The organism is Gordonia sp. PDNC005, assembly GCF_016919385.1.
GTDB lineage: Bacteria > Actinomycetota > Actinomycetes > Mycobacteriales > Mycobacteriaceae > Gordonia.
Genome location: NZ_CP070351.1, coordinates 2,737,637 through 2,763,471, shown reverse-complemented (window position 1 = coordinate 2,763,471; position 25,835 = coordinate 2,737,637). Strand labels below are relative to the sequence as shown.

Genomic DNA, 25,835 nt, shown 5'->3' with positions numbered 1-25,835 from the left:
AACTACTTGCCGCGCCCGATCGCCGCGCCGAACAGTGCCGCGAGGTCGGTCCCGATGGTTCGGGAGAACGTGGGCCACCACTTGGCGTCGGTGGTCATCGACAGTTCGTCGCGTGTGGTGCAGCCGGGCACCGCAGGCTTTCCGTCGAGACGGTCCTTCAGCCACAGGAACGCCATGGGCGCACCGGCGACCTCGCCGATGATGTGCTCGGACAGGTGATCCCGGGTATACGTGATCGACGGGCCCGGTGCGGCGCAGTACTTCTTCACCAGTGTGTTCACCTGGCCGACCGGGACGATCTCGTCGAGCTGCGAGTTCCAGATGTACATCGGGACGTCCGGGCGGGCGCGCCCCATCCTGGTGTCGACCAGCAGCCGCTTGACGCTCGGCGCGTTGAGCGCGCCGCCCGGCCAGTCGATGAGCCCGATGTTGTTGAGGAACGGGAACGTCGCGGCCTGATACTGCACGCAGAGTGGCCCCTTCAGGTCGCGCAGCCCTTTGCCGAGCGGATTCAGTCGACGGTCGAGGAACGTGTCGAAGTACTTGTACTCGCGGGCCAGGCCAAAAACGGCACCGAGCACCAGACCGCTGGTGGCGCCGTTCTGCGCGGTGCGCAACAGTGAACCGAGGTCGGCGGGCACGCCGCCTTCCGCAGCGCCCACGATGTTCAGCTCGGGTGCATACGACTGCTTCAGTTCGGCGGTATGGCCGGTGACGATGGCGCCCCCGGAGTATCCGTACAGGCCGATCGGAGACGCGTCGGTGATGGTCGACGGCGCGAACTGCTTCGCGGCACGCAGGCTGTCCAGTGTGATCCGCGCACCGAGCGGGCCTGCGGCGTACGCGTGGTTCGGCCCTTCATGGTCCGGCAGGACGAGCGCGTAGCCCTGTGCGAGAAAGCCTTGTCCGACCAACAGTTCCGCCGGCGCCACCACCTGCCCCAGCAGGGGACTCGCGTTGAGGTGCTGAACCGCGTACGACGTCGAGCAGTAGCCCGCGGTCGAGTCCTCGGCGATCTGCATCGAGATCACCTTGCGCGGACCCTTCGTCGCGCCGCGCGGCTTCAGGATCGTGGTGACGGCGGGAATGGGCCGACCACTGGTGTCGGTGGACCGGAACGACAACTGCCAGGCGTCGACGTTGAGCGGCGCGACGCCGAAGTTCGCCGCATTGATCCGTCGGGCTCCGAGGATCTCGCCTGGCGCAGCTGCTGCGACCCGCGACTGGGCGGGCCGATAGAAACTCGAGTCCAGTTCCTGCGGCAGCGGCACCAGTGGTGCCGGAGCCACCCGGACGGACGACGGCGCGGCCGCCGCCGGCGCCGCGATGAGCGACACTCCAGCGGTGGCCGCCACCAGGCATGCGATCGCCTTCTTCACGCGCATGACATTCTCCCCTTCATTGTGAAACATAAACATTTCAGAATTGAGAGGAGAATACGCCGGTGTGCTTCAGCGCACAAGAGGCTCAGAAGGTGACGGAGCTCAGCACCACGCATGTCGCAGTGCCGAGAACCAGCGAGAGCAGCAGATTTCGGCGCCACAGATGGACGCCGATCGTCACCGCGGCGCCGATCGCCTCCGGGAGGCCGTGTCGCGGGGACCCGAGGTCGACCTTGAGGAGGCAGTACAACGCGAGGATGAGCACTGCGCCCGCGGGCATCGCGGTGCGCAGGAACCTGACCGCCGGAGTGTCGCGCATGCTCTGCGGCAGTGCGAACGGTGCGGCACGCAGCGCGAACGTGATCGCAGCCGTGACGGCGATCGCCGAGATCAAGTAGGCGGTGCTAGGCATTCGAGCGCGTTCCTTCCTTGGCTGCGACGTGTTCCCTCGCTCCGTAGCGAACCAGGATTCCAACGGTGAACAGGGAGATGGCGACGATCAGCATCGCCTCGGGCGCGATCAGATGGGCGACGACGCCCGCCACGACGGCGATCGTCGCGGTCGCCGCGTCGCGCGAGGCGTCCACTGCGTCGACGGCGAGAATCAGGAACAGCGCGGTCAGGACGAAGTCGAGCCCGGACAGGCCGCTGAGCAGTGTTGGTCCGGCGAGTGACCCGGTGAGTGCGCCGAGCACCCACGACACGTGCAGACCCGCCTGGGTCCACACGAGCTGACGTCCAGACCATGCGGCGCCCGCGGGTGATGTCGCCATCACGTACGCCTCGTCGACGAGTGCGTACACGCCGTACGTCTTGGCGCCACGCCCGCGAAGCTTGTGGACCGGGAACGACAGCCCGTAGAAGAGATGCCGGGAGTTCACCAGGGCCGCGGTCGCGGCGATCACCGCCAGGGGAGTGGCGACTGCGAACAATCCCACGAGGATGAACTCTGCCGACCCGGCGAAAATCACCGCCGACATGATCGGCGCCACCCACCAGTCGAATCCCGTTGTGCGCGTGAGGACTCCGAAACCGAGGCCGAGGGCGAACAGGCCGAGCCAGACCACACCCGCGGCCTTCGCGGCCGGCGTCAGACCTTCGGGGAGACGAACGTTCTTCATGCAGCAATTCTAGGAATTATCACTCGCAATGTGCTGTCGTGTTCTGGCGTAGAGCCGTGTCATTGCGCAATAATTGAACCGTGGATGCTTTGGATCGAGCCATAATCAGAGAGTTGCAGCGAGACGGTCGCGTGACGAATCAGGAACTGGCTTCACGGGTGGGCCTGACGGCGGCTCCGTGTCTGCGTCGCGTCCGACGCCTCGAAGCTGACGGGGTGATCCGCGGCTACTCCGCGGTGGTCGATCACAACGCGATGGGACTCGGATTGGAGGTGATCGTCAATGCCGAGCTTGTGGCGAAGGACTGGGAGACGGTCCGCGACTTCGAGAGTCGGGTGGCGGCCATGGACAGCGTGGTCGAACTACGGCGGATGTTCGGGCTGCCCGACTATCTGATCCGCGTCCGGGTGCGTGACACCGCCGAATACGAGCGATGGGTGACGGCCGACCTCATGGGCGACCCGGCGATCGCCCGGCTCGACTCCAGGATGACGATGAAGGTCCTCAAGGGAACCTCGTAAAAGAATCACCGATCCGATGAGGTGCGGCCGAGATCGGCTGTTTTCTCGTGGATCGGTGATTCTTTTACAAACAGATACTGCTACTTCAGCTCAGAACTGCTCTTCCCGAGCACACGGCGAGCGATGATCAGCTGCTGGATCTGCTGCGTGCCCTCGAAGATGTCGAGGATCTTCGAGTCGCGAGCCCACTTCTCCAGGAGCGTGCGCTGCGAGTAGCCGAGGGTCGACGCGAGCTCGACGGCCTTGTTGGTCACATCGGTGCCGGTGCGACCCGCCTTGGCCTTACTCATCGACGCCTCGAGAGAGTTCGGCATCTTGTTGTCGGCCATCCACGCCGCACGGAGCGACAGAAGGTATGCGGCCTCCCAGTCGGACTCCAGGCGAATGAACTCCGCCGCGGCGGCGGGTTGATCGGCCGCCGGGCGGTCGTAGTCGATCTCGATGCCGGCGTCCTCGAGCAGCTTGCGTAGCTCCTCGAGTGCGGCCCGTCCGACGCCGACGGCCATCGCCGCCACCATCGGCCGGGTGTTGTCGAAGGTCTGCATGACCCCGCCGAAGCCCTTCTTGACGTCCACCTCCGGCGAGCCGAGCAAGAACGTGGCGGGGATGCGGCAGTCCTCGAAGCGGATCACGGCGGTGTCGGACGCACGGATGCCGAGCTTGTGCTCGAGCCGCGCGATCGTCACACCGGGATGCTTGCGGGGGACCACGAAGCTCTTGATCGCGGCGCGTCCGAGGCTTCGGTCCACGGACGCCCACACCACGATGTGCGATGCGCGCGAACCCGCGGTGACGAAGATCTTCTCACCGTTGAGCACGTACTCGTCGCCATCTCGAACGGCGGTCGTGGTGACCGCCGCCGAGTCGGATCCGAAGCTCGGCTCGGTGATGGCCATCGAGGCCCACACCTCGCCGCCCATCTCCTCGATCTGCTCGTCGGTGGCGACGGCGGCGATGGCTGCGTTGCCGAGGCCCTGGTAAGGGATCGACAGCATCAGGCCGACGTCGCCGTACGACGCCCACAGGGCGTTGAGCACCGACTGCATGTTGCCGCCGTTGGCGTTGTAGCCCTCGGGACGTTCCTTGTTCGCGTCACCGCGGCCGCCCGCGGCGCCTGCGCCGGCCTGGCCAGCGGCGGCGAGGCCGTTGTACAGGTTGGCGAGGGTGTCGAGCTCTACCGGGTACTCGTGCTCGGCGAGGTCGTACTTGCGGCTGATCGGGCGGAAGATCTGCAGGGCCGCCTGGCGGGCCTGGTCGATCGTCGGCTCGAGCTTCTTCGGGAGTTCAAGATTGATTGCCATGTGAGGCTGCTCCTTCTCAGGTCGTCGTCCGTCAGAGGACGATGACGCCCTCGCCGATGCCCGCGCCGCGCAGATCGCGGTACCAGCGCTCCACCGGGTGCTCCTTGGTGAAGCCGTGGCCGCCGAGCAACTGCACGCCGTCGAGGCCGATCTGCAGGCCCTTGTCGATGGTCAGCTTGCGCGCGAGCGCGGCCTCGCGAGCGAACGAGAGGCCCTGCTCGGCGCGCGATGCGCCGCGGAGCGTCACCAGACGCAGACCGTCGATCTCGGTGGCCATGTTCGCGACCATGAACGCCACGGCCTGGCGGTTGGAGATCGGCTCGCCGAAGGCCTCGCGCTCGTTGACGTAGGGGACCACGTAGTCGAGCATCGCGGTCGCGGTGCCGACTGCGAGCGCCGACCAGCCGAGGCGAGACAGGCGTACCACGTCGCGGTACGCGGCGGCTGCCTCGTCACCCTCGACCTCACCGAGCAGAGCGGTGGCCGGCACCGACACGTCGTCGAGGATCAGGCGACCCATGCCCGCGGCGCGCAGACCCATGCCCGGGTCGGCCTCGACGGAGAGGCCCTTGGTGTCGGATTCGACGATGAACAGCGCCGGACGACCGTCGAGCTGTGCGCCGACGATGAACAGCTCGGAGCTGCCGGCGGCGGGCACGAAGCTCTTCACGCCGTTGAGGCGGTAGCCGCTCGGTGCGCGGGTGGCCTTGGTCTGAAGCGCGAAGGCGTCGAACAGCGGACGCGGCTCGGCGATGACGACGGCCGACGTCGGGACGTTCTCGCCCGCGTAGTCGGGGAGGTACGTGCGCTGCTGGCCGTCGCTGCCGAAGTTGGTCAGGGTGGTCGCGACACCGCTCGGTGCGAGCAGCGGCACGGCGAGGCCCATGTCGCCGTACGCCATGGCCTCGGCGACGAGGGCGTTGGTTACGACGTTGCGATCGGTGGCTGCGCCGTCGAGTTCTTCGGGCACGTTGATCATCGTGATGCCGAGTTCGGCCGAGCGCTTGAGGATGTCCTCGGGAGCGGTGGCGGCGTTGTCGGCGTCGTACGCGGCCGGACGCAGGATCTCGGTGGAGAAATCCTTGACGGTCTCGGCGATCATCGCCTGCTCGTCGTCAGGGTTCAGGTTGAAGAATCCCTTGGACGAGGTGGCCGGGCGCTGCGGCTTGCCACCACCTGCGACCTGCGTGAACGCGCGGTTCGCGGCACCGAGGGTCTTGAAACCGGTCTTGGTGGCCTCGTAGGCCACGCGGTTGATCGGTTCGCGCAGGCCGTACTTCTCGGCCAGGTCGGATCCTGTGATGGCGGTCAAGACGCGCATCGCGGCTCCGATGGCGCTGCGCTTGTGGGGTGCGTTGCCGACGGACGACGTGTCGCGGGGCTCGGTGTTGGTTGTCATATCCTCACCAGATGTGTCGAGTGAACGGACCGGCGGAGTTCTTACTCCGTAGTAAGAACTGACCTTACTCTGCGGTAAGAAAGTTGTCACGCGTCAATGGCGAAGTCGTCTCAGGCGACGGCGAGTAGCGTCGAGAACATGCTGTTCACTCACCTCGAACACTCCTGTGTCCTCGTTGAGCACAACGGGACGCGAGTCCTCTTCGACCCGGGGAACTTCTCCACCGGCTTCGAGTCGCTGACCGGGCTGGATGCGATTCTCGTGACCCACCAGCATCCTGATCATGCCGATCCGGCGCGCTTGCCCGCACTCGTCGAGGCCAACCCCGACGCCGTCCGGTACGCGGACCCGCAGACGGCGGCCCAGCTCAACGCTCGCGGCGACGCGGGTCAGTGGTCGGTCATCGCGCCCGGTGAACTCCTCAGTGTCGGAGCGTTCACCGTGCGGGGCACGGGAGGGCGGCACGCCGTGATCCATCCGGAGCTGCCCGTGATCGACAACATCTCGTACGTTCTCGACGTCGACGGTCGGCCTGGCGCGTTCTGCCATCCCGGTGACAGCCTGTACATCCCGTTCGAGCGCATCGACGTCCTCGCGTTGCCCGCCGCTGCGCCGTGGCTCAAGATCAGCGAGCCGATCGACTACCTGCGGGCGGTGCATCCCCGCATCGCTTTCGGCATCCACCAGGCCGTTCAGTCCGACGCCGGTCGTGCCGTACACAACGCGCGGCTCGCCGAGATGGCGCCCGACGGCACGGAATACCGGATCCTCCCTGTCGGAGAGGCCGTCGACCTCTGAGCTCAGCGCAGGGCGGAGACGACGTCGTCGTGCAGCAGTCCGTTCGACGCGACGGCACTGCCGCCCGCCGGTCCGGCGCTGCCGTCGAGGGCGGTGAACCGACCGCCGGCCTCGCGGACGAGGATGTCGAGGGGAGCGAGGTCCCACAGGGACACCTCGGGTTCGGCGGTCACGTCCACTGAACCCTCGGCGACGAGGCAGTAGTTGAAGAAGTCGCCATACCCGCGAACCCGCCACACGCGGTCGGTGAGGTCGATGAACTCATCTCGGATTCCGAGGTCCTTCCAGCCGGAGAGACTCGAGAACGCCAGCGACGACGACGCGAGGTCGCCGACCTTCGAGACGCTGATCGAGCGCTCGACCCCGTCGTGGGAGGTGAACGCACCCGCACCGTCCGACGCCCACCAGCGGCGGTTCAGTGCGGGCGCGCTGACCACACCCACAACGGGAACGCCGTCGACGAGCAGCGCGATCAGCGTCGACCACACCGGGACTCCGCGTACGAAGTTCTTGGTGCCGTCGATCGGGTCGATCACCCACTGGCGACCTGTCAGGACCTGGTCGCCGCCGAACTCCTCTCCGAGTACGGCGTCGTCGGGGCGGGCCTGCTGGAGGCGGTCGCGGAGTAGTCGTTCACAGGCGAGGTCGGCGTCGGACACCGGCGTCAGGTCCGGCTTCGAATCGACCTGGAGGTCGAGTGCACCGAAACGGGCAGAGGTGAGCGCGTCCGCGGCCGTCGCCAGCTCGAGGGCGAGCGCGAGATCGGACGCGTGTTCGGAACCGGCGGAGTCAATGGCCACGCGGTCACGCTACCGACAAACGATGCGTGTCGCGACGGTAGGGTTGAGCGCATGCCGTCGTGGATACTCGTCCTGTTCACCGCGCTGTTGATCGTGAGTGTGATCCTGCTGAAAGTGTCACGTGGAAACGGTCCGGCGGGTGGATTCGGCATGGCGTCGGCAGGCCGCGGATACGTCGACGGCACGATGACGATCACAAGCTCCGCCAGCGGCGCAATGGATCGGAACGGCGCCCGAACCTGCACCATCGCCGGCACGATCATCGGGCCGGACGCGCCGGGGGTCGAAGTGTACGGGCGCGTGGTCCTGCCGTCCGGAGCGGTCGAGCCGAGGCCGGGTGAAGATCGGCCCGTCGTCTACAAGCCGGGTAAAGAGGAATCCACCTGGCGTTTCGGGACCCTCTCCGACTCGGTAGGCTGACCGGGTGCATCCCGAAGCCTCTGCCGACCTCGAATCGCTTGACGCCACCTTGACCACGGTCGAGAAAGTGGTGGATCTCGACGAACTCCGCCGCCGTATCGACGAGTTGGAGATGCAGGCGTCCGATCCGGACCTGTGGAACAACCAGGATCACGCGCAGAAGGTGACCAGCGAGTTGTCGCACGCTCAGAGCGAGTTGCGGCGCGTCACCGAACTCCGCTCACGACTCGACGATCTGCCGGTCCTGTATGAGCTCGCCGAAGCCGAAGAGGGCGACGACCAGGCCGCCGCGATCGCCGACGCCGACGCCGAGCGCGCAGACCTGCGTCGCGACATCGCGGCGATGGAAGTGAAGACCATGCTCGCCGGGGAGTACGACCCGCGCGAGGCGCTCGTCAACATCCGGTCCGGTGCGGGCGGCGTCGACGCCGCCGACTGGGCGCAGATGCTCATGCGCATGTACATCCGTTGGGCCGAGCAGCACGGCCACTCGGTCGAGGTGTACGACACGTCGTACGCCGAAGAAGCCGGGCTCAAGTCGGCGACCTTCGCGATCAAGGCGCCGTACATGTACGGAACCCTCTCGGTCGAGCAGGGCACCCACCGTCTGGTCCGCATCAGCCCCTTCGACAACCAGGGCCGACGCCAGACGTCGTTCGCCGAGGTCGAGGTGCTGCCGGTCGTCGAGACCACAGACCATATCGACATCGACGAGAACGATCTGCGCGTCGACGTCTACCGCTCGTCGGGCCCCGGCGGGCAGTCGGTCAACACGACAGACTCGGCGGTGCGCCTGACTCACGTGCCGACGGGCATCGTCGTGACCTGTCAGAACGAGAAGAGCCAGCTGCAGAACAAGGCCGCTGCGATGCGCGTTCTGCAGGCCAAGCTCCTCGAACGCAAGCGACTCGAAGAACGCGCCCAGATGGACGCGCTCAAGAGCGACACCGGCGCCAGCTGGGGTAACCAGATGCGCTCGTACGTCCTGCAGCCGTACCAGATGGTCAAGGATCTGCGGACCAACGTGGAGAGCAACAACCCGAGCGCCATCCTCGACGGTGACCTGGACCGCTTCATCGAAGCGGGCATCCGCTGGCGGATGGACGAGAACGCGTAGGGGTCGCCCATGACGCCGCAGGTCTCATATCTCGTCGACACCATCGGGCTCCCGTCGTGGATGCGTGACTGGGAACGGTGGCTGGCCGTCGACTTCGTCAGCATCCTGCTGTGGATCGTCGGAGCGATGCTGGTGGTCCGCTGCATCCGCTGGGCCGCCGACAAGTACTCCCAACGCACGGTGACGCGTTTCGAGAACAGCGACGACATCGTCCAGTCCGAGGACATGAAGCATCGCCGTGCTCTCGTCGACGTCGTGGCGTGGACTCTCATCGCGATCGTCGTCGTGGTGGTGGGACTGCGGCTGCTCTCGTCGTGGGTCACCACCTCGAGCCTCGTCGGGTTGAGCGCCGTGCTCGGCGCGGCACTGGGTTTCGGCGCGCAGCGCATTGTCCAGGACGTGTTGGCGGGATTCTTCATCATCGCCGAGCACCAGTACGGGTACGGCGACGTCGTGAAACTGTCGGTGTCCGGCAGCGAAGCCGAAGGCACCGTCGAAGACGTGACCCTCCGCGCAACTCGGCTGCGCAGTTCGGACGGTGAGCTGATCACCGTCCCCAACGGCCAGATGATCAAATCGACGAACCTGTCGAAGGACTGGGCGCGAGCCGTCGTCGACGTCCCCGTGCCCGCCGACACCGACATCAACGTTGTCAACGACACTCTCCGCGAGGTCGGCCGACGGTTCTACGCCGACCCGAAATGGCATCGCCTGCTGCTGGACGAACCCACACCGCTCGGCGTGATCAATCTCGAACTCGACTCCCTGACCGTCCGCATCGTCGCCCGCACGTTGCCGGGGCAGCAGTTCGGTGTCGGTCGAGCATTGCGGTCGGAGATCGTGTTCGGGCTCTGGCAGCACGGCGTCGACGCCACGTCCGCCGAGGCCACGGCATCGAACGACCTGACCGAGGGGAGCGCAGAATGATCGACCCGACACCGAGCGGGCGCAACCCGCTTCCCGTCGAGCCGCAGACTCGCCTGCAGCAGCTCGCGTATCGGATGCGGCACGTCTATCACACGCGGGTGCGGACGACCACCCTTGTGCTGTGCGTCGTGTGGCTCGGGCTGCTCGCCTTCTACGGGTTCTCGTCCGGGCATTACTTCCCGCCCGAGGACAAGACCGCTCCGGTCACGCAGACCGAACAGACGCAGACCCCCGAGCCCACGCGGACCGAGGTTCCGACGTCGACGGAGGAGTCGACGCCGACGACCACCGAGGACTCCATGGAGCCGACCGACACGTCGACGACGGACGAGCCCGCGAACCCTCGCCGCTCGGCGCCCGCCGAGACCCGCCTCAGCACCACTCCGACAACCGACCGCGATACCGACACGGCGACGCCGGAGACCAGCACCGGCCGCTGACCGGAGCATCATCAGTACACTTGGTCAGCGTGATCAAGCTGTCGAATGTGACGATGCAATACGCGAAGTCGACCCGGCCCGCGCTCTCGGACTTGACGCTCGAGATCGACAAGGGCGAGTTCGCGTTTCTGATCGGCCCGTCCGGCTCGGGCAAGTCGACGTTCTTCCGCCTGCTCCTCAAAGAGGACCGGCAGACGTCAGGCGACACCTGGGTCGGCGACTTCCACGTCAACAAGCTCAAGGGACGTCAGGTTCCCAAACTGCGCCAGTCGATCGGATGCGTGTTCCAGGACTTCCGTCTCCTCCAGCAGAAGACCGTTGCCGACAACGTCGCGTTTGCGCTCGAAGTGATCGGCAAACCGGCGTCGACGATCCGCGAGGCGGTGCCGGAGACGCTCGAGTACGTGGGGCTCGCGGGCAAGGCGAACCGCATGCCGCAGGAGCTCTCCGGAGGCGAGATGCAGCGGGTGGCGATCGCCCGCGCCATCGTCAACCGTCCGGCGTTGCTGTTGGCCGACGAGCCGACCGGCAACTTGGACCCCGAGACCAGTGAGGAGATCGTCGACGTCCTGGATCGGGTGAACAGGGGCGGCACAACAGTGGTGATGGCCACGCACGACCGGCACATCGTCGACTCGATGCGCCGTCGCGTCGTCGAGTTCAACAACGGTTCCCTTGTCCGCAACGACGACTACGGCGTGTACGGCATCGGCTGAGCCGGGCCGTAGACAGGAGAGACAAGCACCTCATGCGCGTGAACTTCATCATCCGCGAGGTCCTCAACGGACTTCGCCGGAACATCACCATGACCGTCGCCATGGTTCTGACCACGGCGATCACCCTCGGCATGCTCGGCGGCGGAATGCTGGTGATCCAGATGGCCGACAAGAGCCAGAAGATCTTCCTCGACCGGGTGGAGATGCAGTTCTTCATCAACGACGCCGTCACCAAGGCCGACCCGAACTGCCTGTCCGCGCCGTGCACAACCCTCCGGACGGACCTGGAGGCCGAGCCGGGTGTCGGTTCGGTGACGTTCATCAGCCAGGATCAGGCGTTCCGCACCGCGAAGGCCGCGTGGGAGAAGGATTCGCCCGAGCTCGCGGACTTCATCCGGAAGGACGCGTACCAGGGTGCGCTCCGTGTGCGAATGGACGATCCGAGCCGGTTCGGCGACGTCCTCGACAAGTTCTCGCGAGCCGAGGGCGTCGACGGCGTCCTCGATCAACGTGATCTCGTGAAACGCATCTTCAGCGTGCTCGACGGCGCGCGGAATGCGGCGTTCGCGATCGCCGCGGTCCTCGCCGTCGCCGCGATACTGCTGATCGTCAACACGGTTCAGATAGCGGCGTACACGCGCAAGACGGAAGTGTCGATCATGCGGCTCGTCGGTGCCACCCGTTGGTACACGCAGCTGCCCTTCCTGCTGGAAGCGGTTGTCGCCGCGGTGGTCGGCGCGGTTCTCGCGATCGGTGGTCTGTTCCTCGCGAAGATATTCTTCTTCGACAAAGCGCTCGAAGACCTCTACGGTGTGAACATCTTGGCGCGCATCACGACGGCCGACGTCTGGTTCGTCTCTCCGTGGCTCGTCCTGTCCGGCATCCTGCTGGCGGGTCTGACCGCCTACGGCACGCTGCGCGTCTACGTCCGAGAATGAACACGAGGGATCAGGAGGTGAATCGTGCCTAGAGAGAAGGGCAAAGCGGTGGTGGCGACCAACCGCAAAGCTCGGCACTTGTACACCATCCTGGACACGTACGAGGCCGGCATGGTGCTGCAGGGCACCGAGGTGAAGGCGCTGCGCGAGGGCAAGGCATCCCTCGTCGACGCGTTCGCGACCATCGACGACGGTGAGGTGTGGATCAACGGTCTGCACATCGCCGAGTACGGCAGCGGCACGTGGACCAACCACGCACCGCGCCGCAAGCGGAAGCTGCTGCTCCACCGCCAGGAGATCGACAACCTGATCGGCAAGATCCGCGACGGCAACCTGACGCTGGTCCCGCTGCAGATGTACTTCTCCGACGGTCACGCCAAGCTCGAACTCGCGCTCGCGCGCGGTAAGCAGGCGCACGACAAGCGTCGCGACATCGCCGAGCGGACCGCCAAGCGTGAAGTCGAGCGGACCATCGGCCGCCGCGTGAAGGGCATGTGAGGACGACTTCCGGCGCGGAAGTCGTCAACGGATGGGCAGGGTCACCGTCTGCTGTCCTCCGGGGGTGATCGTCACCGGCGCCGGAACGGAGCCGCCACGGTAATTCGTCGACCCCCCGGACACCAGGACTCGAATGCGGTGTCCACGGTCGAATCGGTGGACGAAGGCTGGAACGGTGATCGTCACCGGGCGGGTGGGGTCTGCGATCCTCGCCGGCGCGACCTGGTCGCCGACGGTTGTCACCCGCCCCGACGGTGCGACGTCCTGGATGCGCACGAAGACGACCAGCCGGTCTGTCACGGGCGCGAACGGCCGGACGTTGGTCCGCAGCCGGAGCTTGACGGTCGGCGAGCCGACGACATCGGTGGATCCACGAAGGGGAGCCGAGTCCCAGTGCACGAACGTGCCCGGGACGTCCTGACCGGGCGCGGTGATCAACTTGAGACCGTCGGGAGAGTCGCCGCTGGTCGGCAGCCCGAAAGGCGGCGTGGTGAAATGCGCCGCCCGGTTGACGAACGGGTAGGTGACGACGGAATCGAGGTCGACTCCGGCCGATGCCGCGTACGCCGGAGCCGCGTCGCCCCGATACGGCACCCAGTCGCGGAAGTATGCGAACGTCGGTCCGGTCGACGCGGGTGTGCCCGCAAGATAGTGGGCCATCCAGTCGAGTTGACGCCGCGCGACGTATTGGCTGCCGGGATCGGGGTGTTTCTCGTCGAAGTCACCGGGGGCGGCCGGACCGGAATGACCACCGGAATACCAGATGAGGCCGGTCGGCACCCCGTTGTCACTCAGGCCGCGGTACGTCGCGAGTGATTCGTTCAGGTTGAAGAGTGTGTCCTTCTGTCCTTGGATGAGGAGAGTCGGGATGCGGACCCGATCGAGGTATCGCGCAACCGATCCGGCCCGGAGCCTCGCGACAACTCGCGGTTCGGGGACACCGGATGTGATCCCCTGAACCACCCCGTCGCACACTTCGCGTGGGAAGTTCGGACAACCGGTCAGCCGGTCGGGAGTGACACCGGGGTCGGTCACGCCGGAGACGATGCCGCCTGCGGCGAAGGTCATGCCCCAGTTGATCTTCGCGGCGCCGGGAGTCGCGGTCGTGACGCCTCGGCTCTGACCGACGCTGTTCGGGAAGACGGAGTACGACAAGTCGTTCCACGTCGCCATCGGGACGATCGTGTCCAGGCGCGGATCGACCGAGGCGGTCGCGAACTGGATCTGTCCACCGTACGATCCGCCGATCATCCCGACCCGTGGATCGTGCGCGTGGTGCCGACCGTCCGAACCGCGGTCGTCGAGGCGGACGTTCCTGACGGGAGTGGCCGGAATCAGATGAGATCGGTCGCGGTAGGCGATTCCACTCGACCCGCCGAGATAGCTGATGAGCTTCGACGCGGCTCTACCGTCGATCGACGGGGTGTCGAGCGTGACGCGGCATCCGGATCCCCCGAATCCCAGTCCGGAGTAGGCCAGGACCACATAGCCGCGCTCGGCGTACATCAGCGCAGAGCCTTTCAGGTCGTCCTTCGATCCGGCGAATCCGTTGGTCGTCAGGATCGCCGGCGCCGGCGTCGAACCAGTCGCTGAGGACGGTGTGTACAGGTCGCCGACGATGTCGCACCCGCCGCCCGCGTCGAAATGGAGCGTCTGGACGTCGACCGCCTCGGGACGCGCATGCGCCGATGCCGGCCACACCGTCGTGCTGATCGCAACGACGGCGAGCGCACTGAGTGTACGGATACAGAGTGATCTGGTACTCGTCACTCGCCTGACGTTACTCAGATCTCAGCGGGAAGCGACTGTGACACCACGTCCGGAGAATAACGGGATGATTCTTCGCGGCAGGTTGGTTATCATTAGATGTCCGCCGGAAACGGGGGACACCACCTAGGGGCCGATCGGTTTCGACTACGTGCATCGAGGTGGGGGAAGCGTGTCGGTGCAGGCTAGAGACCACCGTAAGCGTCGCAGCAACCAATTAAGCGCCGATTCCAATCAGCGCGACTACGCACTCGCTGCTTGATCAACGAGGCTAGTCTGTCGGCCCGGTTCTAAGTTCCCGGAACCGGATGCCGGCATCAGCTAGGGAACTCACTGTCGTCGCCGGTCGCGGACGGCGACAGGACAACAAACAGCGACTGGGATCGTCATCCCGGCTTGTTCGTGAGACCGGGAGATCCAAGTAGAGACATAGCGGACTGCACACGGAGAAGCCCCATTGACGTGACGGAGGACCCGGGTTCAATTCCCGGCGGCTCCACGGAAGGCCCCTTGCCTGTTTACGCAGGTGAGGGGCTTTTTTTATTGTCTGATCGTGGGCGCATCGGGCTCCGTGGGCACGGTTTGGGCACAGTAAACCTTGCGAGACGTTCGGCCACATCGTCCAGGTCGGTCTCGTAGAGGTGCCCGTAGTGGTCGAGTGTCATCGCGGTGCTCTTGTGCCGAGCGGCCTCTGGACGTTGACCACGGCCCCGGAGGCGGTCACGAGGCTCGCCGCCGTGTGTCGGAGCATGTGCGGTGAGATGACCGGGAAGTCGGTGGTGGGGATCAGGGCCACGTAGTCATAGCCGCCGTCCCGCTTGCTCGCGGACCGGACGATTTCGATGCGCCCGGTCTCGACGCTGATGTCCATCGGGCGGAGCGCGGCCATCTCGCCCCACCGGAGGCCGGAGTATGCCAGCAGGAGCACTATCTCGCGGTACCGCCTGCCTCGGCTGCCGCAGCACGGCAGTCTTCGAGGGTCGCGGTCAGACTTGGGATGAGCGCAGGATCGGCTTAAACTACGCTCGCGTCGAGGCCGATGGCGACAGGTCCGAGGGGAACCTCCCCGTGAGACGGATGCACCAGTTACGTCGGCGACGCCGCATCGAATGACCCGCCCAGCAGAGCCAGATACTCGGCCCGGACCAGGGGATGGAGGACTCTGACCAGTTCGTCCAGTCGTCGCGGCTCGTAGCTCTCGGTTCCGTGTGACAGGCCGTTGCGGATGGTCCGCAACGCGTCGATCACCGACTCGCAATCGGACTCGATCAGCTCAGCGATGAGCACCGTGCGACCCAGCATCTGCTCGGTGTCGAGGTCGGCATGACGACTGAGGTAGTGGCTAAGGGCTTCCCCCAAGGTGGGCAGGGCACGTCGCGGGACGCGCTTAGCGAGCTTCGCTTCCCTGCGGGTAAGTCGCCCTTCGGTTTTCAGCTCAGCGACCTTCTCTAGCAGCGATGTGACGGTCGCGTCGTGTTTCGCTTGCTGCACCGCGATCTTGTCCCTCTGACCGAAGCCGAAGCTCGCTTCCATCCATTGGAGGAGTAGCAGTAGACGCGCCTGCGGATGTTGGTCTCGACCGATTGCGGCGGTGTTGTACCCAGCGATCAAGGGGTGTCCAGCGGCGTGCAGTTCGTTCCTGCGAATCAACGCGTCGACAAGGGAAAGGTTGCTCTTCTCTGCGGTAAACGCGAGTCGCTCGGAAGGCCGCTGGGAGCTGTAGTAGGGCTGATGCGTGCTGAGGTTCATGAACAGGTGAGCTTTGGCTGCATCAACACCCTCAGCAGTCAACGTAGCGAGGGTTACCTGCTCGGTCTCGCCTGTTGATACTGAGATCAGAGCACGCAGTGGGAGGCACCAGCTTCTTAGCCACGTCTCGGCAGACAAGGGGGTCGCTGACGTAAAGCTGATCCAAGGCGTGAACCGGACCGACAGCTGATACGGGTTGATTGCCGATCGGTACCCGTACCAGAACTCTGCGGTCATGCCGGCCGCGGTCCATACCTGCTTCATCGTGGTCGTCGTGGCTCCGAAGTCGTAGGGCGGCCCCTCCTTCGGGATCACCTGCGTGTCGAGCGGGGCCAGTCCCACGAAGTGGTCGAGACGCGTCATCTGGACGGACATCGACGTGAACAGTGCGCTGTCGGGCATTTCATGCCTCGATACCAACGCAATCGCACTTGCGATGAGCAACTGGTCGGTGAACACCGCAGTGACGGTCGCGTCGAGCAGTGTTACGTGCAGGTCGCGGCTGGCGATGTATCCCCGGATTAGTGGTTCGTCCTGGTGGTGCGGGTACCTCCACTCACGCGCGGCAGGGCGTCCGGGAGCATGTCCGTCGTGGAGTCGACCTCTTGCGGACCCGCCAGGACTGTGACCGCTCAGGAGCTCAACCTCGCCTCGCATAGTTGTTCCGTTGATCGTCCAGTCGCAGTCGTATTCACCGGGCTCGATCACCCCATACGACTCGATCAGCTTCTTAGCGTCGTCCACAGCCGCCATCGTCGCACGGGTAGCACCTCAGTCCGCCGATGGCTGAGGGACGTGACGGGGCCGACTGATCTGGATGGACGACAGAAGCCCGGAACCCAGACAGGTGCCGGGCTTCCGATGGCTCCCCGGTCGGGCGAAGTGCCGCGTGGAGGATGGTGAGATCGCGTGTCCGGCTACCTGTGCCGATCTCGTGGCCCTCGATGCGTACCGTCCACCGGCCCCGGGAACGACAAAACGCCCTCGACCCGGGGAGGTCGGAGGGCGTTCCGCGGAATCGGCTTCGAGTTACTGCACGCCGGAGAAGACGTGCGCAAGAGCCGCGAGGACGTGGGGGTTGTCCTGGATGGTGTTCCACAGCCACTGATCGAACATGAAGACCTCTTTGCCTAGTCTGGGTGAATCATTCGGATGACACAGTAAATCACGTCGGTGTCATCCGGCCTGCCGCTTGGCGAACACTCGGAGTGCGTCCAGGTAACCCGGCACGTAAATAGACCTCGGGGCGAAGATCGTGCGTCCGACGGCTCGTAGATTGTCCGGGTTGTACTCGATGTCGTTGCGCGTCATGCTGTGCGTTCCGTCGGGAAAGTTCTTGACGGTCAACGTGTTCGGCGGCATCGTCGCCCGGTACACGCGTTCGGTTTCGGCGACGTCGACGTTCCGGTCGCGACCTCCGAGAATCAGCAGGGTCGGGATCGAGACGTGCGTGATGTCGGCGGTGGCATCCGAACGGAAGTTCCGGGAGACGAAGGCCCAGCGTTCGGCGGTCATCGGATCGGGATCCACCTCGGAGGCGAGGTACGTCTTGTAGTCGGCCCCCGCCTTCAGGAGCTGGATCTGGCGCGCACGACGCCCCATCTCGGATGCGACGCGGTCGGGGGGCGCTCCCGCCGCGGCGAGGTCGGCGCGCAGGTTGAACTCACCCTGACGCAGCCAGTTGATCGCGGGGCCCACGAGAATCATGAACCGTAGATCGGGCCGTGCTCGGGCCACCTCTGGGAGCACCCAGCCCGCCTGACTGACTCCCCATGCGCCGATGCGCGTGGTGTCGATGTCGTCGCGGGTGTGCGCCCAGGCGATCGCCGCGTCGACCTCTGCGGCTCGATCGTGCATCGACTGATCGAGCCAGTCGCCGGGAGCACCGTCGACGCCCGGCTTGTCCCACGAGAGGCTGGCGAAACCTGCCTTCGCGAACGCGTCCCACAACGGCTTGTACGCGTCGTCACGACTCGCATCGGCGGGGCCGTCGCCGTGCACGAACACCACCAGACCGTAGGGAGCGCTGGACGCCGCGGGGCGGGCGAGGACACCGTGCAGCTCACCCCGCGGACCCTGAATGGTGACGCGTTCCTCGTGGAACTTGAAATCGTTCGCCACGAGCACCCACACGGTGACACTGAGGACCAGCGCCAAGACGGTGCCGATCGCCGCCAGCGTCAGTTTCTTCCTGCGGCTCACAGTGTGAGCTTAGTCTGCGGACTCGGGCGCATCAGACCCCTGGTCAGCCGCCGATCAGACCGTAGTCGTCACGCCACACCGCGACGACGGCCGGACGCGGCTGTGAGTCGCCGCCGTCAGGCCAGTGCGAGAACGGCTTGTCCGCCGAGTGATCGTCTTCCTCGCCGGGATGTTGGACACAGACGATGACACGCTTGTCGCCGATGATCGGACCGCATGTCTCGGCGGCGCGTGGCACGGTGAGGAACTGTTTGGTCTCGCCGCGACGGTCGCCGTCGAGCGCGACTGCGAACAGGCCGTCGTTGCTGTCGAGGGCGTTGCCGTCGGTGGAGATCCACAGGTTGCCGTGCGGATCGAACGCGATATTGTCCGGGCAGGAGATCGGGCTGACCTTGGTCTTGTCGAATCCGCCGTAGTATGTGTCGGCCTCGTTCGGATCGCCGCAGACGAGGAGCAGGTCCCAGGTGAAGGTCTCACCGGCGTGATCGTCGGTCAGCTCGAGGATCTGACCGTTCTTGTTCTCGTTGCGCGGATTCACTGCATCGGGGCCGGGCTTGCCGTCGACTCCGCGCTTGGTGTTGTTGGTGAGGGCGCAGTACACCTTGCCGTTGGTCGGGTGCGGCTCGATGTCCTCGGGGCGGTCCATCTTGGTGGCGCCCGCCTTGTCGGCGGCCAGGCGGGTGAACACGGCGACCTCGGCGGCCGTCATGCCCTTGATGTGAGAGGTCGCCGAGCCGTCGGCGTCGACGGTCATCAGCTTGTGCCAGCGACCGGAGCCTGCCGCGTCGTCGACGGTGACGGGCTTGTCGCTGCTGAACTCGGCCACGTACAGGGTGCCTTCGGTGAGGATGCCCATGTTGTGGCGGAGGTCGCCGTCCTTGATCTTGCGGCTGGACACGAACTTGTAGATGTACTCGAAGCGCTCGTCGTCTCCGGTGTAGGCGACGACGGTGCCGTCTGCGGTGACGTGGATGTTCGCCGACTCGTGCTTGAGGCGACCGAGCGCGGAATGCTTGAGCGGAGTCGAGTTCGGGTCGGTCGGGTCGACCTCGACGACGTACCCGAAGCGATTAGCCTCGTTGGGGTCTTTCGTCAGGTCGAAGCGCGACTCGTATCGGCTCCACTGGTGGTAGTCGGCGTCGTCTTCGAAGCCGTACCGGTCGAGGCGTTCGGAAGCCGTCTTGTCGGTGATCTTTCCGAAGCCCGAGAAGTAGTCGGGGAAGTTCTCTTCGCCGGACAGCATGGTGCCCCACGGCGTGATGCCGCCCGAGCAGTTGGCGATGGTGCCGAGGATCGTCGTGCCCGCGGTGTCGGCTTTGGACTTGACCAAGTCCGTGCCTGCCGCCGGGCCGGTGAGTCTGAACGGGGTGCTGGCGGTGATGCGTCGGTTGCGGGGCCCGATGACAGGAGTCAGGGAGCCGTCCTTCGACGAGCCGGCGACTTCGAGGACCGTGATGCCGTGGGCGGCCATTGAGATCCGAGCCTGCTGTTCGGTCGGCTCCTTCTCCTTGTAGCCGCGGAACATGAACTGCTCGGTTGTGTACTCCTGGTTGACCACCAGGTAGTACTTGTCCTTCTCCCCGGCGATGGGGATGAGGCCGGCGAAGTCGTTGTTGAAGCCGAACTGTTTGGCCTGAGCCTCGGGAGTCTGCTCGTCGAAGTTGAACGCGGGGGCTCCGGGCAGCACGGGGTCGCCCCACCGGATGACGACCTTCTGCTGGTACCCCTTCGGGATGCGGAGGGCGTCGTCGGTGTTCGGCTTGACGGGGTCGAAGCGCATGCCCTCGAGGGGACCGCTCGACGCCGTGCTGCCGGAGTCGTCGCCGCAGGCGGCGAGCATCGACGTGGCGCCGACCGCGACAACGGCGCCCACGGTGCCACGCAGCACAGTGCGACGCGACAGTGCGGTGCGGGCGACGTCTCGGAAGTAGGGGTTGTCGCTCTTGTTGCCGGGCTCATGCCAGCACGCCTCGCCGCACTTGTACTTACAGGTGGTGCGGGACCGGGCCGAACGGCCGACGTCCGCTCCGCCGACGGTGAACAACTGCAACGGGATACGCATGAAGATGCCTTCACTTCAGAGTGCTGGGTCCGCTATGGGCTGGCGGATACTCCGGTGACGTTAGGCAGGCCCGTTCACGCGGCGGTTTCGTCTGGTTGAACTACAGACGAACGGAACACCGCGGTCGAGTGACGCAGCTCGTGCACATACGACAACTCCCCGAGAGTGAACTGAAGGCCAGTCCAACTCCCGGGGAGCAGTGATTCGGGGCGCTACTTGACGCCGGAGAAGATCAGCGTCAGGACGCCGAGCAGCCCGTCGTGGCTGTTGATCGCATCCCACAGAGCCTGATCGAACATGAGGTTCTCCTCTCGGTTGAGCGTTGTACCGCAAGATTCAGGTTACAACGCCAACCTGAGGACCGGTCTCAGCTGTTGTCGGGCTCGCCCAGCACGGTGTAGTCGCCTTCGGCGTATTCCTTGCGGACACGCTTCTTGTCGAACTTGCCGACCGAGGTCTTCGGGACCTCGGTGACGAACGACCAACGCTCGGGGATCTGCCACTTCGGGACCAGGTCCTCGAGGTACTTGCGCTGCGCGTCGATGTCGGCGTCCTCCTCGGAGCGGACGACCGCAAGGACGAACGGGCGCTCGTCCCACTTCGCGTCGGGAACACCAACGACGGTGGCCTCGACGATCGTCGGGTTCGACGCGATGATGCTCTCGAGCTCAACCGACGAGATCCACTCGCCGCCGGTCTTGATCATGTCCTTCGCGCGGTCGACGATCGTCATGAAGCCGTCGGGAGTGACGGTCGCGACGTCACCGGTGCGCAGCCAGCCGTTGTTGAACTTCGACTCGTCGGTGACGTTGCCCGCCGGGTCGTAGTACGCGCCGGTGATCCACGGGCCGGAGACCTCGAGTTCGCCCGCGGACTCGCCGTCCCACGGCTGCTCGGTGCCGTCGTCGCCGATGAGGCGTGCTGCGACGGGCGACGGGAAGCGGCCCTGCGTCACGCGGTACGCGAACTCGTTCTCCTCGGTGGCGCTCGACGGCGGGCGGGCGACGGAGCCGAGCGGCGACGTCTCGGTCATTCCCCACGCGTGGATGATGGTGACGCCGTAGCTGTCGAACTTCTTGATCATCGACGGCGGGACGGTCGCGCCGCCGACGACGACCTCGCGGAGGTGGCTGATGTCCTGGGGCTTCGCGTCGAGCATCGCCGAGACGCCGGCCCAGATGGTCGGGACGGCGGCGGCCAGAGTCGGCTTCGCGGTGTCCATGATCTGCAGCAGCGGCTCGGGCTGCAGGAAGCGGTCGGGCATGATCAGCGTCGCGCCGCACATCATGGCTGCGTAGGGCAGGCCCCACGACATCACATGGAACATCGGGACGATCGCCAACATCTTGTCGGCGTTCGACAGTCGCATGCCCATGGTGGTGGTGACGATCAGCGAGTGCAGGTAGATGCTGCGGTGCGAGTAGACGACGCCCTTCGGGTCGCCGGTGGTGCCCGAGGTGTAACACATGACGGCGGCGTCGTTCTCGTCGATGTCCGGCCATTCGAAGGTGGTCGGTTCGCCTGCGATCAAGTCGTCGAACTGGTGAACGGTGATGCCCTCGGGTGCGGTGATGGCATCGGCGGGGCCGTTGACGACCACAACGTGCTGCACCTTCGGGGTGCCCTGCAGGTACGCGGCGAGCATCGGTGCGACGGTGGCGTCGACGAAGATCACCTTGTCGTCGGCGTGATTGATGATGAAGACGGCCTGCTCGGGGGAGAGGCGCAGGTTCAGGGTGTGCAGGACCGCACCCATCGACGGGACACCCGCGTAGATCGCCTGGTGTTCGTTGTTGTTCCACATGAACGTGGCCACGCGGTCGCCGCGCTCCACTCCGAGCTTGGTCAGGGCGTGTGCGATCTGAGCGCCGGTGTCGGCGATCTCGGCGAACGACTGGGAGCGCAGCGACTCGCCGGTCCACGTCTGGATCGACGCTTCCGGGAACATGCGGCGGCTGTACTCGACGAGGCTCGGAATCGTCAGTGCTCCGCGTTGCATCGTGGTCTGGATCAAGAGAGTCTCCTTCATTCGCGCCGTCCGGATGGACCGGACCATAGGTTCGCCGGAAAGTGAGCGGCTTCACTTCTCCATCGGCTAGTTTGCAACATTAGACCAGAAACCGCGCACCATTCCTGAGAAATGGTGCAGACGATGGAATGTGAGGCCGACCGGGTGACGTCCAACGATGTGGTGGCGCTTGCCACGCGGGCATTCATCGCAGGTGAGCGCATCGAGGTCGGCGAGCTCGCGACGGAGGCAGGGGTCAACCGCAGCACCGTCTACCGGCGCTTTCACGGCCGCGACGGCCTGCTGGGAGAGGTGCTCTGGGGTCTGACGTCTCGCACGATGGAGGCTGCGATCCGACGGTCGCGCGGCAAGGGCGCGGCACGGATCACGTCCTTGATGGTCGAGTTCGCGACACTGGCGAACACCGCCGATCACATCCGACTGTTCTTCAGTCGTGAACCCGAACGTGCTCTACGCGTCATGACGACGCAGGCCGGGGGAGTTCAGCCGCGGATCGTGGAGCGGATCACAGAGGTGATCGACGACGAGGTGGCCGCCGGACACCTCACGCCTCCGCTTCCGACTCCCGATCTCGCGCTGATCCTCGTCCGGATCACAGAGACGTTCGTCTACGCGAACGTCATCACCGGCGAGGAGCCGGACGCGGTCAAAGTGGGACAGGCGTGTGGCGCGCTACTCGGGGTGGGAGCTCATGAACGTCCGAGCGCGGCGATGATCACCGGCACGTGACTGTGCTCGACGTCTTTCGCCGCGGTGGCGATCTCGACGTCGCCCGAGGTGGCGAGACCTCGTAGTTCGGCCAGACCCGCGGCGGCAGCGCCGTCAGCCAACTCCTCCAGGTAGCGCGCGGTGAACAACTCGTACTGGTCGCGGTTGGCGTGGTACCAATTGCGCAGTTCGTTCGACGGTGCGACGTCCTTGCACCATCGGCCGATGCGAGGGTCGTCCTTGCGGATTCCGCGCGGCCAGAGTCGATCGACGAACACTCGGTCGGCAGTCGGAGAGTCGTAGACGCGAGCGACGGTCACACTCATGCGACACGCACCCCTCGCGCGAGCTTCCCCGCCGGTACGCGGAGGCGGCGGGCTGCCACCCACAGGCCGAATCCGCCGATGGCCAGCGTCATGACCAGTCCGATGTACCAGCTGCGGCCGACGTTCTGAGCCGACCAGTCCTCGTCGTCCAGTGGACCGGAGGAATAGGTCTGACGGTCGCTGCACTTCTCGTCGGCCACCTCGGGCCCGGTCCTCGCGGCGGACAGCAGGTACGAGAAGAACCCGGACCCGCCCCCGTCCGATCCGTCGTCGAAGTCGCTGATGCCGCCCGCAACGGTGTCACTCACGATGAGCAATGGGTTCGGTGCAAGCATCCACCACGTGTACTCGGTGTGGTTGAACTCCTTGTCCTTCATCACGAGGGTGCACTCGGTCGGCGACGATGAGGTGTAGTCGTAGTGCGTGACGGCCACCCGATGGTCCTGTGCGACGAGCGGGTAGGTGAACCCGAAGCCGATCGGCAGGCCGATGAGCAGGAACAGCACAGTGGCCTGGGTCAGCATGGCCGACGCCGCCGGACGGTTGGTCAGTGAGGAGAAGCCGAGCCCGATGGCGCAGTAGCCGAGCATGATCAGCGCGGTCACGATCACGGAGAGGACACCGAACACGAGCGACGCGCGGCTCGTCGCGATGCCCCACAGCAGGTAGGGGAGAGCCACGCCGATCAGCGCGAGCGAAGCCAGCCACGAACCGACGAGCTTGCCGATCGCGATGTCCCACGAGGAGATCGGGGTGGCCTGGACCAGGGCGAGTGTCGCGTCCCGGCGGTCGCCGTTGATCGACGTCGCGCTCAAGGTCGGCGCCGCGGCGACGCCGAGGAACAGCACGATGCCGAGCGTGATGTCGAGGAGGTTCCTCGCCCAGTCGCGATAGGTGACGCCAGCGATGCCGACCACGAGATACAGCGAGCCGAGGATGAACATGCTGACGAGCAGAAAGAGGATCCCGGCGGTGATCTGCCAGCGAGTGGAGCGGATGCGTTGACGGACTTCGAGTCCGGCGAGGGTGCGAACTGCCTGCAGGTTCATGAGTCAGGTCCTGTCGGCGTCGAGATTGAGGTAGGCCTGTTCGAGCCCGCTGGTGACACGACTGAAATCGGCGATCGGCGCTCCCTGGGCGACGAGGGCGGCGAGGTGTTTCGCCGCTGCCTCGTCGTCGGGAAGGTCGACGTACGACGCCTGATCTACGGGTTGGCCGACCATACGGATACGCCATCGTGGTGCGGAGACGGCGGGCGTTCCGCGGGTCACGCCGCCGGTCATCATCACGACGTCGTCGACCATCTCCTCGAGCTCACTCAGGATGTGCGATGAGACGACAACGGCGGCTCCGGCGTCGGCCAGCGCACGAAGTTGAGAGCGAAGTTCGATGCGGGACCGTGGGTCCATTCCCGATGCGGGCTCGTCGAGCAGGATGATCTGTGGCCGGTTGACCAGTGCACGCGCCAGTCCGAGTCGCTGTTTCTGACCGCGGGACAGGCCGGATGCGGGATGGTCGGTGAACTCGACGAGGTGGACCTGGTGGAGGAGTTCCAGTGCACGCTGGTCGGCGGCGGTCTTGTCGGCGCCGTGCAGGCGGCCGAAGGCGGTGAGGATCTCGCGGGGCGTCAACGACTCCCAGGTGCCGAACACGTCGGGCATCCATCCGATGCGAGCGCGGAGAGTCTTCGGGTCGGCCGGTGCGCCGGCGAGGAGGAGCTCGCCGCGGTCCGGGGCGAGCAGGCCGGCGAGCATCAGGAGAAGCGTCGTCTTTCCCGCGCCGTTCGGCCCGACGAGGCCGATGATCCGGCCGGAGTAGAGGGCGATGTCGGCGTGAGCGACGGCCTGGTGTCCGCCGAATGATCGGGCCAGTCCGAGTCCGGTGAGCGCCGGAACGGTGGAGGTCCAGTCGTGTTGTGCAGTCATGCGGTCACCTGGTCGAGAACACGCGCCCGTTGGAGCGAGTGACGGACGAACGCAAGCGTCTCCGAGTGCCACAGCCCGACGTTGTCGAGCATCGGGTGGCCGCCTCCGGGGACCCCGATGTAGGTGGCGTCGAGGCCGCGGTCGGCGAGCTCGGCGATGCCCTTTGCGGTCCGCGCGGGGTAGGTGACGGTGTCGGCCTCGCCGTGCACCGCAACGACACGCGCACCGTCGTGGATCTGCCGCCAGTCGGCGTACTGCCACCACGGCGCGAGCGCGAGGATGTCGGTCACGCGCTCGTCTCCGCCGAGCTGAGCGGCTATCCGTCCGCCCATCGAATGCCCGATGACGGCGACCGGGATATCCGGATTCTCACGGGTCAGGATCTCGAGGGCGTGGCGCGCATACGGCATGGGGCTCGCTTGGCCGCCGTTCCACCCGTAGACGCGGTACCGCGCCTGGTGCACGCGAACGCGGCTGCCGAAGGTCGCGCGGATCGACGCGGTGAACGGGTACATCCGCACAGCGGAACCCTGCCACGGCGAGAACGGTCGGTAGCTGAAGTCCGTGCCTCCGGGCAGGACGAGAACGTTGAGGTCGGGTGATCGACCTTGGAATCGCGTGAACATTTGCCCCCAGTTCGCTTGGCCCTTCTGCTCCGACAATAGCGACTCGCCGATGGCAGAATCGTC

26 protein-coding genes and 1 other RNA gene are annotated in these 25,835 nt (G+C 65.7%); 11 read left to right on the top strand and 16 right to left on the bottom strand.

From position 1 onward, the window contains the following. Positions 1 to 2 precede the first annotated feature (2 nt). The 3 genes from JVX90_RS13190 to JVX90_RS13180 form a co-directional block, all read right to left on the bottom strand. Positions 3 to 1,385 (bottom strand): lipase family protein, encoded by a 1,383-nt coding sequence (locus JVX90_RS13190; RefSeq protein WP_205329201.1) that lies wholly within the window; start codon positions 1,383 to 1,385, stop codon positions 3 to 5. A gap of 82 nt (positions 1,386 to 1,467) precedes the next feature. Further along, on the bottom strand, positions 1,468 to 1,794 hold the full coding sequence (locus JVX90_RS13185) for an AzlD domain-containing protein (RefSeq protein ID WP_205329200.1): 327 nt from the start codon (positions 1,792 to 1,794) through the stop codon (positions 1,468 to 1,470). After that, complete coding sequence (locus JVX90_RS13180) at positions 1,787 to 2,503, bottom strand: AzlC family ABC transporter permease (RefSeq protein WP_205329199.1); 717 nt, start codon at positions 2,501 to 2,503, stop codon at positions 1,787 to 1,789. Before JVX90_RS13180 ends, JVX90_RS13185 begins: the two co-directional genes overlap by 8 nt. Before the next feature lie 80 nt (positions 2,504 to 2,583). Between JVX90_RS13180 and JVX90_RS13175 the strand changes: the two genes are divergently transcribed. After that, positions 2,584 to 3,024 carry an Lrp/AsnC family transcriptional regulator gene (locus tag JVX90_RS13175; protein ID WP_205329198.1) on the top strand — a complete coding sequence of 147 codons (441 nt, stop codon included), beginning with the start codon at positions 2,584 to 2,586 and terminating at the stop codon, positions 3,022 to 3,024. An 80-nt stretch (positions 3,025 to 3,104) separates the two neighbouring features. Here the strand turns inward: JVX90_RS13175 and JVX90_RS13170 are convergent, their stop codons facing one another. After that, a complete protein-coding gene (locus JVX90_RS13170; protein ID WP_205329197.1) occupies positions 3,105 to 4,325 on the bottom strand; it encodes an acyl-CoA dehydrogenase family protein in 1,221 nt (406 codons plus the stop codon). Positions 4,326 to 4,356: 31 nt separating this feature from the next. Beyond that, the gene (locus tag JVX90_RS13165; protein WP_205329196.1) at positions 4,357 to 5,724 is read right to left on the bottom strand and encodes an acyl-CoA dehydrogenase family protein; all 1,368 of its coding nucleotides are present in this window, start codon (positions 5,722 to 5,724) and stop codon (positions 4,357 to 4,359) included. Positions 5,725 to 5,862: 138 nt separating this feature from the next. Between JVX90_RS13165 and JVX90_RS13160 the strand changes: the two genes are divergently transcribed. Continuing rightward, the gene (locus JVX90_RS13160; protein WP_205329195.1) at positions 5,863 to 6,522 is read left to right on the top strand and encodes an MBL fold metallo-hydrolase; all 660 of its coding nucleotides are present in this window, start codon (positions 5,863 to 5,865) and stop codon (positions 6,520 to 6,522) included. A gap of 2 nt (positions 6,523 to 6,524) precedes the next feature. Here JVX90_RS13160 and hisN read toward each other — a convergent pair whose 3' ends face one another. Further along, a complete protein-coding gene (gene hisN, locus JVX90_RS13155; RefSeq protein WP_205329194.1) occupies positions 6,525 to 7,322 on the bottom strand; it encodes a histidinol-phosphatase in 798 nt (265 codons plus the stop codon). A 51-nt stretch (positions 7,323 to 7,373) separates the two neighbouring features. On the opposite strand from hisN, the gene JVX90_RS13150 reads away from it, so the two are divergent. From JVX90_RS13150 to smpB, 7 genes are read left to right on the top strand one after another with little or no spacing between them, the layout of a single operon-like run. Next, positions 7,374 to 7,742, top strand: coding sequence for a hypothetical protein (locus JVX90_RS13150; protein WP_205329193.1), 369 nt, complete (start codon positions 7,374 to 7,376; stop codon positions 7,740 to 7,742). Positions 7,743 to 7,746: 4 nt separating this feature from the next. Next, complete coding sequence (gene prfB, locus JVX90_RS13145) at positions 7,747 to 8,859, top strand: peptide chain release factor 2 (RefSeq protein ID WP_205329192.1); 1,113 nt, start codon at positions 7,747 to 7,749, stop codon at positions 8,857 to 8,859. A 9-nt stretch (positions 8,860 to 8,868) separates the two neighbouring features. Beyond that, positions 8,869 to 9,786, top strand: a complete 918-nt coding sequence (locus tag JVX90_RS13140; RefSeq protein WP_205329191.1) for a mechanosensitive ion channel family protein — start codon at positions 8,869 to 8,871, stop codon at positions 9,784 to 9,786. Continuing rightward, positions 9,783 to 10,226, top strand: a complete 444-nt coding sequence (locus JVX90_RS13135) for a hypothetical protein (RefSeq protein WP_205329190.1) — start codon at positions 9,783 to 9,785, stop codon at positions 10,224 to 10,226. The genes JVX90_RS13140 and JVX90_RS13135 overlap by 4 nt, the downstream gene beginning before the upstream one ends. Before the next feature lie 29 nt (positions 10,227 to 10,255). Further along, positions 10,256 to 10,942 (top strand): cell division ATP-binding protein FtsE, encoded by a 687-nt coding sequence (gene ftsE / locus JVX90_RS13130; RefSeq protein WP_008375786.1) that lies wholly within the window; start codon positions 10,256 to 10,258, stop codon positions 10,940 to 10,942. A 32-nt stretch (positions 10,943 to 10,974) separates the two neighbouring features. Next, positions 10,975 to 11,880, top strand: coding sequence for a permease-like cell division protein FtsX (ftsX, locus tag JVX90_RS13125; RefSeq protein ID WP_205329189.1), 906 nt, complete (start codon positions 10,975 to 10,977; stop codon positions 11,878 to 11,880). A gap of 24 nt (positions 11,881 to 11,904) precedes the next feature. Then, complete coding sequence (gene smpB / locus JVX90_RS13120; RefSeq protein WP_205329188.1) at positions 11,905 to 12,378, top strand: SsrA-binding protein SmpB; 474 nt, start codon at positions 11,905 to 11,907, stop codon at positions 12,376 to 12,378. 24 nt (positions 12,379 to 12,402) lie between these two features. Here the strand turns inward: smpB and JVX90_RS13115 are convergent, their stop codons facing one another. Then, positions 12,403 to 14,148 (bottom strand): CocE/NonD family hydrolase, encoded by a 1,746-nt coding sequence (locus tag JVX90_RS13115; protein ID WP_205329187.1) that lies wholly within the window; start codon positions 14,146 to 14,148, stop codon positions 12,403 to 12,405. Positions 14,149 to 14,274: 126 nt separating this feature from the next. On the opposite strand from JVX90_RS13115, the gene ssrA reads away from it, so the two are divergent. Then, positions 14,275 to 14,647, top strand: a transfer-messenger RNA (tmRNA) gene (gene ssrA / locus JVX90_RS13110). Between the two features lie 159 nt (positions 14,648 to 14,806). Here ssrA and JVX90_RS13105 read toward each other — a convergent pair. The 5 genes from JVX90_RS13105 to JVX90_RS13085 all read right to left on the bottom strand — a co-directional run bounded on the left by JVX90_RS13105 (position 14,807) and on the right by JVX90_RS13085 (position 22,187). Beyond that, the gene (locus tag JVX90_RS13105; RefSeq protein ID WP_205329186.1) at positions 14,807 to 15,073 is read right to left on the bottom strand and encodes a hypothetical protein; all 267 of its coding nucleotides are present in this window, start codon (positions 15,071 to 15,073) and stop codon (positions 14,807 to 14,809) included. A 158-nt stretch (positions 15,074 to 15,231) separates the two neighbouring features. Continuing rightward, positions 15,232 to 16,551, bottom strand: coding sequence for a hypothetical protein (locus tag JVX90_RS13100; protein WP_345891092.1), 1,320 nt, complete (start codon positions 16,549 to 16,551; stop codon positions 15,232 to 15,234). A 519-nt stretch (positions 16,552 to 17,070) separates the two neighbouring features. After that, positions 17,071 to 18,096 (bottom strand): alpha/beta hydrolase, encoded by a 1,026-nt coding sequence (locus JVX90_RS13095; RefSeq protein WP_205329184.1) that lies wholly within the window; start codon positions 18,094 to 18,096, stop codon positions 17,071 to 17,073. Positions 18,097 to 18,139: 43 nt separating this feature from the next. Next, positions 18,140 to 20,158, bottom strand: coding sequence for a PhoX family phosphatase (locus JVX90_RS13090; protein WP_205329183.1), 2,019 nt, complete (start codon positions 20,156 to 20,158; stop codon positions 18,140 to 18,142). A 367-nt stretch (positions 20,159 to 20,525) separates the two neighbouring features. Beyond that, the gene (locus JVX90_RS13085; RefSeq protein ID WP_205329182.1) at positions 20,526 to 22,187 is read right to left on the bottom strand and encodes a long-chain fatty acid--CoA ligase; all 1,662 of its coding nucleotides are present in this window, start codon (positions 22,185 to 22,187) and stop codon (positions 20,526 to 20,528) included. A gap of 144 nt (positions 22,188 to 22,331) precedes the next feature. On the opposite strand from JVX90_RS13085, the gene JVX90_RS13080 reads away from it, so the two are divergent. Beyond that, a complete protein-coding gene (locus JVX90_RS13080; protein WP_240193900.1) occupies positions 22,332 to 22,916 on the top strand; it encodes a QsdR family transcriptional regulator in 585 nt (194 codons plus the stop codon). On the opposite strand, the gene JVX90_RS13075 is transcribed toward JVX90_RS13080, so the two are convergent. The 4 genes from JVX90_RS13075 to JVX90_RS13060 are packed head-to-tail and all read right to left on the bottom strand — an operon-like array spanning position 22,877 to position 25,772. Then, on the bottom strand, positions 22,877 to 23,221 hold the full coding sequence (locus JVX90_RS13075; protein ID WP_205329181.1) for a DUF488 family protein: 345 nt from the start codon (positions 23,219 to 23,221) through the stop codon (positions 22,877 to 22,879). The two genes, JVX90_RS13080 and JVX90_RS13075, sit on opposite strands and share 40 nt — an antisense overlap. Continuing rightward, the gene (locus tag JVX90_RS13070) at positions 23,218 to 24,270 is read right to left on the bottom strand and encodes an ABC transporter permease subunit (RefSeq protein WP_205329180.1); all 1,053 of its coding nucleotides are present in this window, start codon (positions 24,268 to 24,270) and stop codon (positions 23,218 to 23,220) included. Before JVX90_RS13070 ends, JVX90_RS13075 begins: the two co-directional genes overlap by 4 nt. 3 nt (positions 24,271 to 24,273) lie before the next feature. Then, positions 24,274 to 25,146 carry an ABC transporter ATP-binding protein gene (locus JVX90_RS13065; RefSeq protein WP_205329179.1) on the bottom strand — a complete coding sequence of 291 codons (873 nt, stop codon included), beginning with the start codon at positions 25,144 to 25,146 and terminating at the stop codon, positions 24,274 to 24,276. Continuing rightward, positions 25,143 to 25,772 (bottom strand): alpha/beta hydrolase, encoded by a 630-nt coding sequence (locus JVX90_RS13060; protein WP_205329178.1) that lies wholly within the window; start codon positions 25,770 to 25,772, stop codon positions 25,143 to 25,145. The genes JVX90_RS13065 and JVX90_RS13060 overlap by 4 nt, the downstream gene beginning before the upstream one ends. Between the last annotated feature and the right edge of the window lie 63 nt (positions 25,773 to 25,835).

Excerpts from the sequence above, each read along its gene's own strand:
- JVX90_RS13090 (WP_205329183.1), bottom strand. The coding sequence starts at position 20,158 with ATGCGTATCCCGTTGCAGTTGTTCACCGTCGGCGGAGCGGACGTCGGC.
- JVX90_RS13150 (WP_205329193.1), top strand. The coding sequence starts at position 7,374 with ATGCCGTCGTGGATACTCGTCCTGTTCACCGCGCTGTTGATCGTGAGT.
- JVX90_RS13065 (WP_205329179.1), bottom strand. The coding sequence starts at position 25,146 with ATGACTGCACAACACGACTGGACCTCCACCGTTCCGGCGCTCACCGGA.
- JVX90_RS13085 (WP_205329182.1), bottom strand. The coding sequence starts at position 22,187 with ATGAAGGAGACTCTCTTGATCCAGACCACGATGCAACGCGGAGCACTG.
- JVX90_RS13070 (WP_205329180.1), bottom strand. The coding sequence starts at position 24,270 with ATGAACCTGCAGGCAGTTCGCACCCTCGCCGGACTCGAAGTCCGTCAA.
- JVX90_RS13100 (WP_345891092.1), bottom strand. The coding sequence starts at position 16,551 with ATGCGAGGCGAGGTTGAGCTCCTGAGCGGTCACAGTCCTGGCGGGTCC.
- JVX90_RS13140 (WP_205329191.1), top strand. The coding sequence starts at position 8,869 with ATGACGCCGCAGGTCTCATATCTCGTCGACACCATCGGGCTCCCGTCG.
- ftsX (WP_205329189.1), top strand. The coding sequence starts at position 10,975 with ATGCGCGTGAACTTCATCATCCGCGAGGTCCTCAACGGACTTCGCCGG.
- JVX90_RS13170 (WP_205329197.1), bottom strand. The coding sequence starts at position 4,325 with ATGGCAATCAATCTTGAACTCCCGAAGAAGCTCGAGCCGACGATCGAC.
- JVX90_RS13075 (WP_205329181.1), bottom strand. The coding sequence starts at position 23,221 with ATGAGTGTGACCGTCGCTCGCGTCTACGACTCTCCGACTGCCGACCGA.
- JVX90_RS13185 (WP_205329200.1), bottom strand. The coding sequence starts at position 1,794 with ATGCCTAGCACCGCCTACTTGATCTCGGCGATCGCCGTCACGGCTGCG.
- JVX90_RS13165 (WP_205329196.1), bottom strand. The coding sequence starts at position 5,724 with ATGACAACCAACACCGAGCCCCGCGACACGTCGTCCGTCGGCAACGCA.
- JVX90_RS13060 (WP_205329178.1), bottom strand. The coding sequence starts at position 25,772 with ATGTTCACGCGATTCCAAGGTCGATCACCCGACCTCAACGTTCTCGTC.
- JVX90_RS13190 (WP_205329201.1), bottom strand. The coding sequence starts at position 1,385 with ATGCGCGTGAAGAAGGCGATCGCATGCCTGGTGGCGGCCACCGCTGGA.
- JVX90_RS13180 (WP_205329199.1), bottom strand. The coding sequence starts at position 2,503 with ATGAAGAACGTTCGTCTCCCCGAAGGTCTGACGCCGGCCGCGAAGGCC.
- JVX90_RS13135 (WP_205329190.1), top strand. The coding sequence starts at position 9,783 with ATGATCGACCCGACACCGAGCGGGCGCAACCCGCTTCCCGTCGAGCCG.
- JVX90_RS13160 (WP_205329195.1), top strand. The coding sequence starts at position 5,863 with ATGCTGTTCACTCACCTCGAACACTCCTGTGTCCTCGTTGAGCACAAC.